General features: G+C 74.0%; 9 protein-coding genes. 4 read left to right on the forward strand and 5 right to left on the reverse strand.

Annotated features, from left to right (window positions below):
- Positions 1 to 6 precede the first annotated feature (6 nt).
- Positions 7 to 1,974 (reverse strand): glycosyltransferase family A protein, encoded by a 1,968-nt coding sequence (locus DA085_RS09620; protein WP_109472742.1) that lies wholly within the window; start codon positions 1,972 to 1,974, stop codon positions 7 to 9.
- Positions 1,975 to 2,135: 161 nt separating this feature from the next.
- On the opposite strand from DA085_RS09620, the gene DA085_RS09625 reads away from it, so the two are divergent.
- Both DA085_RS09625 and DA085_RS09630 read left to right on the forward strand, forming a co-directional pair.
- Positions 2,136 to 2,552, forward strand: coding sequence for a hypothetical protein (locus DA085_RS09625; RefSeq protein WP_109472743.1), 417 nt, complete (start codon positions 2,136 to 2,138; stop codon positions 2,550 to 2,552).
- Positions 2,549 to 5,758, forward strand: coding sequence for a glycosyltransferase (locus tag DA085_RS09630; RefSeq protein WP_109472744.1), 3,210 nt, complete (start codon positions 2,549 to 2,551; stop codon positions 5,756 to 5,758). Before DA085_RS09625 ends, DA085_RS09630 begins: the two co-directional genes overlap by 4 nt.
- Positions 5,759 to 5,781: 23 nt before the next feature.
- Here the strand turns inward: DA085_RS09630 and DA085_RS21825 are convergent, their stop codons facing one another.
- Together DA085_RS21825 and DA085_RS09640 are read right to left on the reverse strand one after the other, a co-directional pair.
- Positions 5,782 to 7,035: a hypothetical protein gene (locus tag DA085_RS21825; protein ID WP_109472745.1), complete on the reverse strand. Its 1,254-nt coding sequence runs from the start codon at positions 7,033 to 7,035 to the stop codon at positions 5,782 to 5,784.
- A complete protein-coding gene (locus tag DA085_RS09640; RefSeq protein WP_109472746.1) occupies positions 7,032 to 8,690 on the reverse strand; it encodes a hypothetical protein in 1,659 nt (552 codons plus the stop codon). Before DA085_RS09640 ends, DA085_RS21825 begins: the two co-directional genes overlap by 4 nt.
- 68 nt (positions 8,691 to 8,758) lie before the next feature.
- Between DA085_RS09640 and DA085_RS09645 the strand changes: the two genes are divergently transcribed.
- Positions 8,759 to 9,961, forward strand: a complete 1,203-nt coding sequence (locus DA085_RS09645; protein WP_154402152.1) for an ATP-grasp fold amidoligase family protein — start codon at positions 8,759 to 8,761, stop codon at positions 9,959 to 9,961.
- 84 nt (positions 9,962 to 10,045) lie between these two features.
- Complete coding sequence (locus tag DA085_RS09650) at positions 10,046 to 10,504, forward strand: SRPBCC family protein (RefSeq protein ID WP_109472748.1); 459 nt, start codon at positions 10,046 to 10,048, stop codon at positions 10,502 to 10,504.
- A 9-nt stretch (positions 10,505 to 10,513) separates the two neighbouring features.
- Here the strand turns inward: DA085_RS09650 and DA085_RS09655 are convergent, their stop codons facing one another.
- The gene (locus DA085_RS09655; protein ID WP_109472749.1) at positions 10,514 to 11,107 is read right to left on the reverse strand and encodes a hypothetical protein; all 594 of its coding nucleotides are present in this window, start codon (positions 11,105 to 11,107) and stop codon (positions 10,514 to 10,516) included.
- Positions 11,107 to 13,365, reverse strand: a complete 2,259-nt coding sequence (locus DA085_RS21595; RefSeq protein ID WP_237565417.1) for a glycosyltransferase — start codon at positions 13,363 to 13,365, stop codon at positions 11,107 to 11,109. Before DA085_RS21595 ends, DA085_RS09655 begins: the two co-directional genes overlap by 1 nt.
- Positions 13,366 to 13,532: the final 167 nt, after the last annotated feature.

The raw sequence follows: 13,532 nt of genomic DNA on the forward strand, positions 1-13,532 counted from the left end.
CCGCGGTCAGGGGCTGAGCAGGCCGGGGAGCAGCTCCTCCAGCTCGAGGACCTGCGCCTCGCTGAGCCCGGGAGCCGGCACCCAGCGCGGACCGGTGCCCCACCAGGCCCGGCAGGTGTCGCTCACCGCGAGCAGGTCGATCGGCAGGCCCGAGGTGTCCGGTGCCAGGACCCGGGGTGAGAGCCACACCTCGACCTGACCGGCCCGGAGACGGCAGGGCTGCGCCTCGGCCAGGAGCAGGACCCCGGGGTCCAGCACGACGAGCCGCTCGACCCGGACCTCGTCCAACCGGGTCAGTGGCACGACGGCACCCTCGGAGGCGATGAGGCGGTCGAACCACGCGTCGTGCATCTCCGGGCGCTTCCTCCGCACTGGTGGGGCGGCCGTCTCCAGGTGCCACAGGCCGACCCGCGGCTCGCGGGGCTCGCCCAGCTCGCGCCAGAGGTGCCCGTCGGCGCCGGCCCCGGACTCACGCGGGTCGGCCGAGAGGTCGCCGAGGTAGGCCACGGGCACCGTGTCCCAGTCGGGGTAGTGGTCGAGCCCGCGCAGGAACGAGCGCGGGACGGGGCAGCCGAGCTGGTCGTCGGGGCCGAGGACGGCCGAGGTCGCTGGCGGGCCGCCCTCCCGGTCGGTCGTGAGCCTGCGGTGCCACGCCCGGTAGCTTCCCTTGAACACCAGCCGCTCCGGCGTGGACCACTGGTAGGTGAAGTCACCGCGGGAGAGGGTGCCCGTGCGCAGCCGGGTGATGGCCAGCGGCGTGCCGGTGTCCAGGACCGGACCGGCGAGACAGGTGACCCGTTCGGCATACTCCGAGTCCGCCCCCTTCCGGATCGCCCCGAACGGACCGATCCGGTCGATCACGCTGCGGCGCACCATCAGGCTGGAGGCGTTGTCGCGGACCGAGCGGTAGCCGAACCACTGGTGGGTCAGGTCGTCCTTGGCCCGCACGGCGAGGCTCCGGCTCGCTGCCGCCTCCGCGTCGGCGGTGAGCAGACGTGCCTGGTGCTCGATCCGTCGCGGGTGCGACCAGTCGTCGGCGTCCTGGAAGGTGACCAGCTCCCCGCGGGCCTGCTCCAGGGCGGCGTTGCGTCCGAGGTAGCTGCCACCGTTGCGCGGCATCCGCACCAGCCGGGCCCGGTCGTCGGAGGCGACCGCGCGCTCGAAGAGCTCCTCGTGGTCCGGTCCCGAGGCGTCGTCCACCACGAGGATCTCGAGGTCGCCCCACGTCTGGTTGCTGATCGAGGCGAGGGAGGTCAGCAGTCCCTCGTCCGGCCGGTAGCACGGCATGATCACCGTGACCAGCGGTCCCGGGCCCGCGGTGCCCCTCAGTCCCGGGTCGGCCCGTAGCCGGTCGAACAGGTGGGTCGCCTCGCCGGAGACCTGGACCGGCTCGAGACCCGCGTCCACGAACCGGGAGGTCAGCAGGTGCACCCAGCGCTGGTGGTCCGCCAGGGCGACGGCTCCACCGGCGAGGTGCGGGTTGGCCAGGTCGACCTCGACGTCGTGCCGCACCGGCGCGGCCAGCCGGTTCAGGTCGGGCAGGACCCGGCGCAGGCGGTCGTGTCGCCCGGTGAGGAGGAAGGCCTGGGCGAGGGCCTGGTGGTGGATCGGCGCACAGTCGCCCAGGGCGTCGGCGGCCCACAGCTCCTCATAGAGGTCGGCCGCGGCGACCAGGTCCTCGACCGAGCGTCCCGTGCCCGCGAGCGCGAGGGCGAGCGCGGCGGCCGGGGCCGTCCGCCCGGGGGCGAACCGGATGGTGCCCAGCCCCAGCAGCTGGTCGACGGTGAGGGACCCACCGGTCGCGGTCAGGGCCAGCGCGTCGAGGACCACCGGGGACCTCGTGCGCAGCGCGAGGTGGGCCAGGGCATCGGGGTGCTCGCCCCGCCGCCACAGCTGCCAGGCCGTGCGGTACCCGGGCCCGTGCACCGGCTGGACCGGGTGCGTCGCTCCAGGACCTCGGGGGCGGTCCAGCATGCTCGTCTCCATCGGGTCGGCACCGGGGCGGCGACAACGGTGCCGCCGTGCCCGGTGGGTTGTGCGGGCACCGGAAACGTTACGGGGTAGCGTGCTGGCGACACGATCAGGCTCGCGGCGTGCGCGGAAGCGCCGGGCCGGACGGACCGAGGAGGCCCACGGTGAGATCCAAGTTCCTGCTGGCGGGGGGCGCCCTCTCGGTCGTCCTCACGGCCGCGGCCGTGCTCGGCGCGGTCCAGGAGTGGTGGTGGCTCGTCGTCGCTGCGGGCATGGTGCTGCTCAGCGTGACCCTCATCATCGCGATGGACGCCGACCGTCGCGCCCGCGCCCTGCGCCCCTACATCCGTGGTGAGGTCAGCAAGAACGGCAAGAGCGCCTTGCCTCCCGCGCTGGAGGCCCCGCCCGTGTCCGAGGTGGACGTCGTGGGCACGGTGCGCGTCCTGCAGGCGCAGTTCACCGGTCGGCTGGACCGGATGCAGGCCTCCCTCGACCAGGCCGTCGCGCAGCTGCGCGACGTGGCCGACCGTGAGCCGTCGGCCGCGCAGAGCCCTCCGACCCCGGAGAGCGACCAGGCGTGACGTCCAGCACCCCCGCCACGGGGGAGGCGGCCGAGCCGGAGAGCGGCGGCGCCCGCCTCCACGCGCCCGACACCCCCGTGACCCCAGAGGACATGGCCGCCGTCCACGGCCCGGTCCGGGCGACGCGCGCGCAGGTGGCCCTCGACCACACGTTCTTCGCCCTGCGTGACCCGGACGCGCTCGTGGCGACCGCGCTGCGCACGAAGTCCGTCCACGCCCGCGAGATCCTGGCCCAGCTCGCCTGGCCGGGCCACACCCCGTCCGAGGTGGAGCGGTGGGCGGCCTCGGGTGCGCCGTGGCCGGCGCTGCAGGACGGGATGGACCCGGGCTGGATCGGTCGCTACGGCCAGGTGCTGGCCCTGCAGACCGGCCGGCCCGAGGAGCGGGCCGCAGGACGGGCCGCGGTGGAGGCGGTCCTGGCCGCCGGCCTCGACGAGCAGCTGCCGGAACGGGTGACCGAGCTGCTGCTGCAGCTCAGGGTCGCCGACCGGGACCGGGACGGCGCCCTGGACCTGCTCGAGCACCCTGCCGTCCGTGCGCCGATGGCCCAGGCGGTGCGGGCAGACCTGGCCAACCCGGTGCTCTTCCCCGGTGACACCGACGAGCGGGCCTGGCTGGACGCGCTCGACGAGGCGCTCGGCAGCGAGGGGATGGCTCCGCTCGCGCTGCTCCCGCCCGGCGCGTCGCAGGAGGCGGTCTTCGACAGGTTGTCGGCTCCCGGGGCGGAGCCGGTCGACGCGCCCCAGCTGGTGACCGTGCTGATAAGCTCCTTCCGGCCCGGTCCGCCGCTGCTCACCGCCCTCCGGGCGCTGCGGGAGCAGACCTGGGGCAACCTGGAGATCCTCGTCGTCGACGACGCCTCGGGACCGGCGTATGCCGCCCTGCTGGCTCAGGCGGAGGCGCTCGACCCCCGGATCCGGGTGATCCGCAAGGCCATCAACGGAGGCACCTACCGGGCGCGGAACACCGCCATGCGGCAGGCCAGTGGCGACTTCCTCACGGTGCTCGACTCCGACGACTGGCTCCACCCGCAGGCCATCGAGGTCGCGGTGCGGACCCTGCTCGCCCAGCCGGGGGCGATGGCGACCCGGGGGCAGGGCGTGCGGATCAGCGAGGACCTGGAGCTCAACCGCCCGGGCTACCTGCCCCGCGTCACGTCCGCGCCCTCGCTGCTGGTGCGGGTGCACCCGGTCGTGGACCGGATCGGCTACTTCGACCCCACGAGCAAGAGCGCCGACACGGAGTACGCCCGCCGCATCCAGGCCGCGTTCGGCCGGCGCGCCGTCCGCGACCTCCCCGTGGTGGTCACCTTCCTGCGCGGCGGCGACACGCTCTCCTCCAGCGAGTTCTCCCGCGGCTGGCGGCACAGCGCCCGGCACGCCTACAAGGGCGCCTACGGGGTGTGGCACCGGCGGATCAGCACGGGCGATGAGTGGGACCCGTTCCTCGACCCCGCCGCGCCGCGTCGCTTCCCCGAACCGCGCCGGTGGGCCAAGCCCGTCGCGCCGGACCTCGGCGCGCCCCGCCACTTCGACCTGTGCCTGGCCGGCGACTGGCGCCGGTGGGGCGGGCCGCAGCGCTCGATGATGGAGGAGATCACCGCTGCCCGGCGGGCGGGTCTGCGGGTGGCGATCATGCACCTCGAGGCCTTCCGGTTCATGACGACCAAGGACCACACCCTGTGCTCGGCGGTGCTCGCCCTGGTCGACTCCGGGGAGGTCGAGTGGGTCCACCCGGACGACGACGTCGACATCGACGTGCTCATGGTCCGCTATCCCCCGATCCTGCAGTACCCACCGCTGCCGGGACGACGCACGGTGCGCGCCCGCCACGTCCTGGTCATGGCCAACCAGGCGCCCCTCGAGCCCGACGGGTCGGACCAGCGCTATGTGGTGCGCGACGTCACCGAGCGCACCCGCGAGCTGTTCGGCCGGGACCCGCTGTGGGTGCCACAGGGCCCGACGATCCGCCGGGTGCTCCGGGAGCAGGACCCGACCGTCCGGATGACTCCCTGGGACAACCCGGGGCTGATCGACGTCGAGGAGTGGGCCGTCCGGGAGCACGTGGCCCCGGGCGCCGACGGGAGGCCGGTGGTCGTCGGCCGCTACTCGCGCGACAACGTCATCAAGTTCGCACCGACCCTCGACCAGATCATCACCGGCTACGACTTCGGAGCCGGCTACGAGGTCCGGATGATGGGGGCCCAGAACACCCTCGCCAAGCTCCTCCGCGCGCAGGAGCAGACGCTGACGGACCTGCCTGACAACTGGGTGCTGGTGCGGCACAAGGCGGTTGATGTCATCGACTACCTCGCCGGCCTGGACTTCTTCCTCTATCTGGACAACCCGGACATGCACGAGGCGTTCGGCCGCACGATCCTGGAGGCCGCGGCCAGCGGGGTCCTCACCATCGCGCACCCCAAGCACGAGCCGGTGTTCGGTGAGACCGTCGACTACGCGCTCCCGGGCGAGGCGCAGGCACTGATCGCCTCCTACGTCGCCGATCCCGAGCGGTATGCCGCACGCGTCGCCAGGTCGCGGGCCCTGGTCCAGGAACGGTTCAGCCACGGACAGTTCGTGGACCGGATCGCGGCGCTCTCCGGCGAGGCGGTCCCGGGCGAGGCGCTCGCCGGGGAGGTGGACGCGTTGGCCGCCGACACCGCGGTGGACAGGACTCCGGCGGAGGGTGACGGACCGCGGGGGGCGCAGGACACGACGGGCGCGCAGCCGGTGGTGCGGGTCCTCCCGGTGCGACCGGGGTCGGACGGTGCGCCGGTGGTGGTGGCGGAGGAGCCCTGGCAGGTGCGCGCGGTGGCCATCCGCTCAGCAGCCGACGCGACCCGCGCCGACCACCTCGCGGTGGTCCACGCCCCCGGCTCCGACGAGCAGGTGGCGCAGTGGCTGGGCGAGCAGCTGGCCGCCCACCCCGGCGACGGGCTGCCCCACGCGCTGCTGGACACTGCCCCCTCGCCGGTCGCGGCCCTGGTCACCTGCCGCGACCGCCTCGTCCACGTCGCCAGCCGGCTGCCGGCCGACGAGGGGGACCAGGGCCCACCTGCCCCTCGCCGCGACACCACGGTGCAGGTGGACCTGCCGGGCGCGGAGGCGGAGCTCGTGACGCTGGCTGACATCGTCGTGCCGGAGGGCTGGACCGCGTCCGCCGGGTGGGCCACCTCCCCGCACCCGGACGACGAGCAGGTGCGCTGACTCCTCGCGGTGGGGAGCTCGCTCTACTCCAGCTCCGCCGCGAGCCGGCCGACCAGCGCCCCCGCCCGGCGCTGCTCCACGGGCACGCTGAGCATGAGCTCCAGCAGGCGCCGGTCGTTGAACGGCAGCAGCACGCGGTGGGCGAGGTCGCCCTCACGGAAGGGACCTCCCAGCCCCTCCCAGGAGTCCAGGTCCACGATGTCCGCGCCGGCCGAGTGCAGCTCGACCGTGTCCCGGGGCAGGGTGTGTCGGGCGAACGCGCTGGCCAGCGAGTCACCCCGGGGGTAGGTGCGCCGGTAGGCGAGGGAGAACACGTCGTCACGCGACGGCTCCATCGCGCGGAGCACGCGGTGGGGCAGCTCCAGGCGGTGGGCCAGGGCGCTCGCCGCGAACAGGTCCTCCGCCTGCCCCGGCCCGTCCCGGAAGGACTCGGTCGCGAAGTGGGTGAACGCGTAGCCGCCGTCCCGGCGGTGGGGAAGGTAGGCCGCCAGGACCGCGCGGCTGCGGGTGCCCCCCGTCAGCGCGACCCCCGGACGACCGAGGTCCGACAACAACCGCGTGTGCGCCACGATCCGGCTGCGGAACTCCTCGTAGACGGCCTCAGTGCTCGAGCCGGCCGGGAGACCGTCCACGCCCGCGTCCTGTGGCTCGTCCCAGGGCCAGTAGCGGCGCACCTGCACCGTGCCGCCGTGGACCTCGAGCAGGGAGTTCGTCGGCAGGACGGTGCCGCCGGGCACCAGGGAGGCGTAGGACGCCAGCGTGGAACCGTCGTCGGAGTGCCAGACCTGCTGACTGGCCAGTGCGTCCGTCACCACGGTCAGGGACCCGTCCCCGCCGTGCACGAAGAGGGTCCAGCGGCCGCCGAGGTAGGCGGCCGCCCGCACGACGGCATCGGTCCCGGAGGCGTCAGCGGCCAGGACGGCGAGCCGGTCGGCGATGGTCTGCGTGGTGGTGGTGCGGGTGTCCACGTCCACGGGTCGTCCGATGAGCACCACCGCCCCGTCCGGACCCGTCGGACTGATCGTGATGCGGGCCCGCGCGTGGTAGTGGTAGCCACCCACGCTGCGGGTGCGCCACCCGGCGACCTCGGCCGGCCGCGGCACGCCCGGACCACGCACCAGGTAGCCACAGCCGAAGGCGAGGTCCCCGGCCACCGACCGGACACCGTGCTCACGGTCCCGCTCCCGCACCACCGTGACCCGTTGCTGCACAGCGGTGCCGACGCGGTCCCGGACCCGGCCGACGGTGCGGGTGACCCGGTCGGGCAGCCCGGTCACGGCATACTCCGGTCGGAGCTCCGCCGCAGGGGCACCCGGTCCAGTGCGCTGCGGATCCGGGGCCGCACGTGCGGGCGCGCGTGGACGAGGTCGCGCCAGGTGATGGCCTGCTCCTCGGGTGGGGGGTCGGGTCGCAGGTGGGCCGGGAGGTGGGCGTCGGACAGGGCGGGCACCGTGGCCAGCATCGCGCGCAACAGCACCTTGTCGGCGCGCTGCGCGTAGGGCAGGGACTGCATGATCTCGATGAGGCCCCGGGCGTTGAACGGCATGAGCATCCGGTGCGCGAAGTCGCCGTCCTGGTACTTCAGGTAGCCCCACTTGCCCATCCGCTGCTCCCAGTAGAAGACGTCGTGGTAGTCGTAGCCGCCGATCGCGGACGGGGTGAACTGCGCGTAGTCGAGGTAGTCGCCGAACGCCTGCTGCTCCAGCTCCGCGGGCAGGTCGCTGCGGCCCGTGACGATCTCCATCAGCCGGTGCGGGGTGAGCGGCGCGTCGGGACGCACGGTGTAGAACGTCGTGCCCAGCTCGGCGCCGATGGACTGCAGGTGCACCAGGTCGTGCGGCAGGTCGGCCCACATGGCGTGGGCCGCACCCGTCGAGCCCCGGCGGACCGGATAGGTCCGGTCGTAGATCTCGGCGAACACGCTGCCCTCCGGTGGCTGGCGCCACCGCAGCACCCGGTGCTGCACGCCCACCGAGGCGGACAGGGCGTTGGCGGTGAACACGTCCAGGGGCGCGCCCTCACCGACCAGGCCGTCGCGCGGGTTGTAGTAGGTGAACGTGAAGGAGTCCCGGCGCAGGTGCGGCAGGGCCGCGGCGAGGGTGGTGCGGCTGTCGCGACCCCCGGTCAGGCTGACGACCGGGCGGTCGATGGTGCACAGCAGTCGGGTGTGCTCCCGGAAGTAGTCGACGAACTCGTCGATGACCCGGGAGGTGTCGGTGATCTCGACGCGGTCCTGGAACGGCCAGAACCGCTCGTGCCCCACCGCGGCGGAGCGGCCGCCGAGGCGGATCCGCAACAGGTGGTTGGGCACCAGGGGCAGCACGTCCTCGTGCGTCGTCATCGTGCCCGGGAGGAAGACCACGCCCCTGGGCCGTGCGGCCCGCAGGTCGCTCATCATCCGCACGGACGCCGGGTTGGGGTCCGCGCCGACCGCGCCGGCGACCAGGGCGGGCTGCGACCCGAGCGCGATCCCGGCCCGGGTCGAGTAGAAGACCGCCTGGGTCGCCTGGCAGTCCGGGACGACCGTGATCTCCCCCGGCACCTCCGCGTCCGGTGCCGACAGGGGCTCCAGGACCGCGGTCCAGCGGCCCCCCAGGTAGGCCAGGTAGCGGACCGCGGCGGCGAGCCCGCCTGCCGCCCACGTGTCGAGCGCCGTCTCGCAGACGGCCTGGCCGTCGGCCGTGCCGGCGTCCACGTCCACCGGGTGACCGAGCAGGACGACGCGGCCCGGGCCGTGCGCGCGCACGGCCGTCTGCAGGCGGGTCCGGGGGTGCAGGTGGTAGGTCAGGGCCCCCAGACGGTGCACGGGCCACCGGTCCACGAGGTCGGGAGCAGAGGCTGCGCCACCCCGGACCAGGTAGCCGCAGCCGAAGGCCCCGTCGACGACGAGGCGCTCGCGCTCCTCGTCCTCGCTGACAGTCCGCTCCGTCACGCGTGGTGCCCCTTTCTGTGGTGTCCTCAAGCGTATGGTGCCCCCTACCCGTGCGCGAGGACTGGAGGATGGCAATGAGGGAGAGCCTGCGTCGCAGGATCGTGCGCAAGGTCCCGGTGGTGGGATGGCGCACCGAGCTGCTCGCCAAGCGGGCGCGGCAGGTGCTGAAGCTGCGTGAGACGCTCGAGGCGAAGGACGCCACGATCGCCCGGCTCCGGGAGCAGGTCGCCCGGGAGAAGGGTGCCCGCAAGCGCGCGCAGGAGCGCCTGGCGACGGACCGGCCCGAGCACCTGGACACCGTGCCGCCGTCGTTCCGGCGCAACCTGATCAACCTGCGCCGGGACGTCGAGGCCCTGCGCCCGCTGGACCCGGACGTCTTCCATCCGGTGCTCCAGATCCCGCGCAAGCTGCGCAACTACCGGCTGGCGGCCAGCCACGGCATCGCCGTCCCCGAGATCCTCGGCGTCTGGGGCCGGATCGAGGACCTGGACCTCTCCGGTCTCCCCGACACCTTCGTGCTCAAGTCCGACCTCGGCGCCGGCGGCCACGGCGTCTTCCCGCTGCGGCGGGTGGACGAGGACCGCTACGCGCTGGTCGGCGGTGACGAGGTGTTCACCACCGCGTCGCTCATCGAGCGCTACCGGTCCAAGAAGTCCACCGGCGGCCCCTTCTTCGCCGAGGCGTTCCTGCGTCAGCGGGTGGTCACCGAGGAGATTCCCGACGACATCAAGATCTACTCCTCCTACGGCGAGGTCGCCATGGTGCTCCTCCGGCAGATGCCGGTGCACGCCAACCTCGACCACGCGCGCTACCGCTACACCGACGGCCGCGGGCGCGACCTGGGAGCGGACCTGGTGCACGGCGCGCGCATTGACCCGTCGATCCCGCTGCCCGAGCCGTTCGAGGAGTTCGTCGCGGTGGCCCGGCACCTGTCCCGGGCGGTCGCCCTGCCGTTCATCCGCGTCGACGTCTACGACACGGTGGACGGGCCGGTCCTGGGTGAGCTGACCCGTGCGCCGGGCGGGCCCCAGCGCTACCGCCGCGACCACGACATGGCGATGGGCCGTGCCTGGGACGAGGCGAGGTGGCGCCTGGACCTGGACGTGATCGACGGGCGTCCGCTGCGCAACCTGCACGGACTGCACCCGGCGACCAACTACTACCCGCCCGGTCACCGGTCGCACCAGGAGGACCCCCGCGGCTGGGAGGTCGTCACGGCCGACTGCGCCCAGTGGTGCTTCGGCGGTCACCTGCCGGCGCCGCGCGACTGAGGGGTGGCCCCTGCGCTCGCGGGCCCGCCGACCCTGCGGTTGTGTGGAGGGGAACCGACGACCCCACAACACGGAGGTGTGGCCATGAGCCAGGTAACCGAGTCTGTCGACGTGAACGTCCCGATCCGCACGGCCTACGACCAGTGGACGCAGTTCGAGTCCTTCCCCCGGTTCATGGAGGGGGTGCAGTCGGTCACGCAGGTCACGGACACCCGCAACCACTGGGTCGTCGAGGTGGGCGGCGCCACCCGCGAGTTCGACACCGAGATCACCGAGCAGCACCCGGAGGAGCGCATCGCCTGGACCACGGTGGACGGGGACGTGAAGCAGGCCGGCGTGGTCACCTTCCACAAGCTGGACGACGCCTCGACCCGGGTCACCATCCAGATGGACTGGGACCCGCAGGGGCTCGTGGAGAAGGCCGGGGCCGCTGTCGGCGTCGACGACCGCCGGGTCAAGGGTGACGCCCAGCGCTTCAAGGAGTTCATCGAGGCACGCGGCACCGAGACCGGCGCCTGGCGCGGGGACGTCCCGCGCGCCTGACCCCCGCGCTCAGGGAGTCTCGGGACCCAGGCTGCGCAGGTAGGTGAGCGTCAGCGGGTGCTCGGGACCGAACTCCAGGAGCGCTGCCGCCCGGTAGTTGCGGCGGACCTCCCGCAACCGCCGGGCCAGGTAGGCCTCCCAGCCCGCCTCGTCGCGCAGCCGCTCCTGGCCGTCCCACTGCGCGCGGCTGAGGACGAGCTCAACCGGCCAGCCGTACTCCCGCACCGCGCCGAAGTGGTCACCGTCCACGACCAGGACCGGCCGGAACCCCGCCGTGAGGAGCTGCTCCCGGCCGATCTCCTCGAGACGTTCGGGCACCAGCTCGTCCGGGGTCCCGACCAGCGTGAGTATGACGACGGGCACGTTGTCGAGGCCCTGCCCGGCGAGCAGGTGGCCACCGTCCAGGAAGACCGTGCCGCCGATACCCTCCAGGTCCATGTCGAAGGCCCGGGACACCGCGGTCCGGGCCAGCTGGCTCTCCCGCAGCCCGGTCGCCACCCGCAGCGCCGCCGCCTCGGCGCGGGGGACGCGCCGGGCCCGGCGGACGAGGGCCAGTGCCACCCGCTCCACCGACAGCCCCTTGCCGGATCCGTTGCCCGCCATCAGGATCGTCCTCCCGCCTGCTCGGTCAGGAACTGTGCCGCGGCGAGGGCCCCGTTGCCGGGGTCGGCCTCCCGGGCGCGGGCCGCCATCGTCCGGCCGCGGTCCAGCAGGTCCTCCAGCAGCGGGGTCGCGGTCTCGACGCTGAGCTGGGGCAGCTGGTGGGCCCACCCCTGGTCCGCGGCGAACCGCGCCCGGGCCTCCTGGTCGTCCAGCGAGGTCTCGGTGTTCGGCACGAAGAGGGTCGGCACGCCCATCCGCAGCAGCTCGTGGAAGGAGTTGTAGCCGGCGGCGCTGATCACCACGTCGAAGGCCGAGTAGCGCCGGGACAGCGGGTAGTCGCGCACCAGGTGCAGGTCCTCCCCGGCGGCGGCGCCGGCGCGTGCGATGCCCGGCACCGTCACGCACACCCCGACCCCCAGGCCGGTCAGCGCGTGGACCGCGGCACCCACCTCGGAGGTCGTGTCGTTGATATTGCCCGCCCCCAGGGACACCAGGGCGAGCGGCCCGTCCGCGGGCAGACTGAGAGCGGCCCGGGCCTGCTCGCGCGGCTGCAGCTCGGCGGCGTCGACCAGGGTCACCGGCCCCACCCGGTGCGCCTCGGCCGTGACGGTGGCGCCGCGGTCGTAGGCCGCGGCGAGGTCGCCGGGCTCCAGCACGCTGTCGAACCACGCGGTCTTGGCCAGCTGCTCGCTGTTGCGCCCCTCGCGCCACATCGCGCGCCGCGACCAGGTCCAGTGCGCCTCGGGGTGCGCGGCCCGGATCTCCTCCATGCCGCCGTAGGGCCAGGTGCCGTCGAAGACCACCACGTCCGGGTCGAACCGGTTGAGCGCGTCGCCGAGCCGGTCCTGGAAGATCGGGCGCCACCGGCCGGGGGGCATCGACAGCGCCTTGGCGCTGGGGAGGTACTCGTAGCTCAGCCCGAGACGCCCCGCCAGCGGCGCGGCCTGGGACAGCGAGACCACGTGCGCGCTCACGCCGGGCTCCAGGCGCGTGGCGTAGGAGAACAGGCGGGTGAGGTGGCCCATCCCGGCCCCGTTGCTGGACATCAGCAGGATGCGCGGCCCACCCGGGCGGCGCACCGCAGGGGTATGCCGCGTGGCCGGCGCCGCGGCAGCCTCCCCCACGGCGTGGGCCGGCGCGGTCCGATCCTCCCCAGAACTGCTTTCCGGACGGTCCGAACCTCCCTCAGAATGGGGGGTGCCGATCAGGTCCGCCACGCGCGCGACGTGCGCCTGGTAGCTGAACCGTTCGCGGACCAGGGCCCGTGCGCGGTCCCGCTGCGCGACATACGCCGCCCGGTCGGCGCGCAGCCCCTCGACCACCTCACGGACCCCGGCCGGCTCGGCGTAGACCGCCGCGTCGCCGAAGAGCCGCCGGAAGTGTGGTGGGAGGACGGCGACCGCCCCGGCGGCGAGGGCCTCCAGGATGGTGCGACCGAAGGCCTCCACCCAGTGGGGGTCGTGGTAGTAGACGAAGAAGTCGAGGCCCTGCAGGAAGGTCCGGGGGCTCAGCTCGCCGAACTCGGTGACCGTCCAGGCCCGGGGGATGCCGCGCAGGGGCCGCTCGACAGGATCGGCGCCGCCGAGGACGCGGACGTCCCAGGACCCGTCGACGGGATAGACCTGGGTGAGCGTCGCGGCGTCGCGGGGCCACTTCTGTGCCGACGGCCGGCTGTGGCGACCGATGACCGGGCGGTCACCCGCCCAGCCCTCCCGCGGACGGGGCGGCGCCCAGGCGTCGACGTCGATGATGTTGACCCAGTCCTGCTCCATCAGCCGGCCGCCCGGGACGACCCCCTCGATCTCGTCGCGCACCAGCGGGCCGATCGGGGCCCACAGCGGCTCGACGCCCAGGCTCTCGCGGGCCGCACGGTCAGCCAGCCCCACGTCATACACGGTCCTTCCGCGGGCGTCCCGCGGACCGGAGTTGGCCAGGACGACCGCCCGGTCGGTGCTGATCGGCGGCAGCTGGTCGGCGGCAGCCTGCAGGACCCCCGGGTGGCGGAACACGACCAGCCGTGCCGTCACCGGCGCCCGCCCGAGGAGCAGGGCGGCGCTGCCGGAGCGGACCAGCCCCGCGAGGGCCGGGTTGATCGGGGTGACGCGGGCGACGAGCGGACCGTTGAGGTGGACCAGGCCGACCCGGTAGCCCGCGCCGTGGAGGGCCTCGACCTCGGCCGCGATGCTGTGGGAGGTGCCGCCCGGGAAGCGGAGGTCGGAGACGAGGAGCACGTCCACGTCGCGGCTGGTTGGGCTCATGGTGCCCACATCCTGCCACGCTGCCGCGGGCCGGCCGGGGAACCCGGGACACCGTTCCGGCGCTCGCTGCGGCGCGCCGCCCGGTGCGTGAGATGGAATACATCTGCCGGTGCGGGGCGTTGGGAGACGGCCCGACAACCGGGTTCCGGGGAGGTCCCTGCGATATG

The organism is Ornithinimicrobium cavernae (genome assembly GCF_003121625.1).
In the GTDB taxonomy this organism is placed as follows: Bacteria; Actinomycetota; Actinomycetes; order Actinomycetales; family Dermatophilaceae; genus Ornithinicoccus; species Ornithinicoccus cavernae.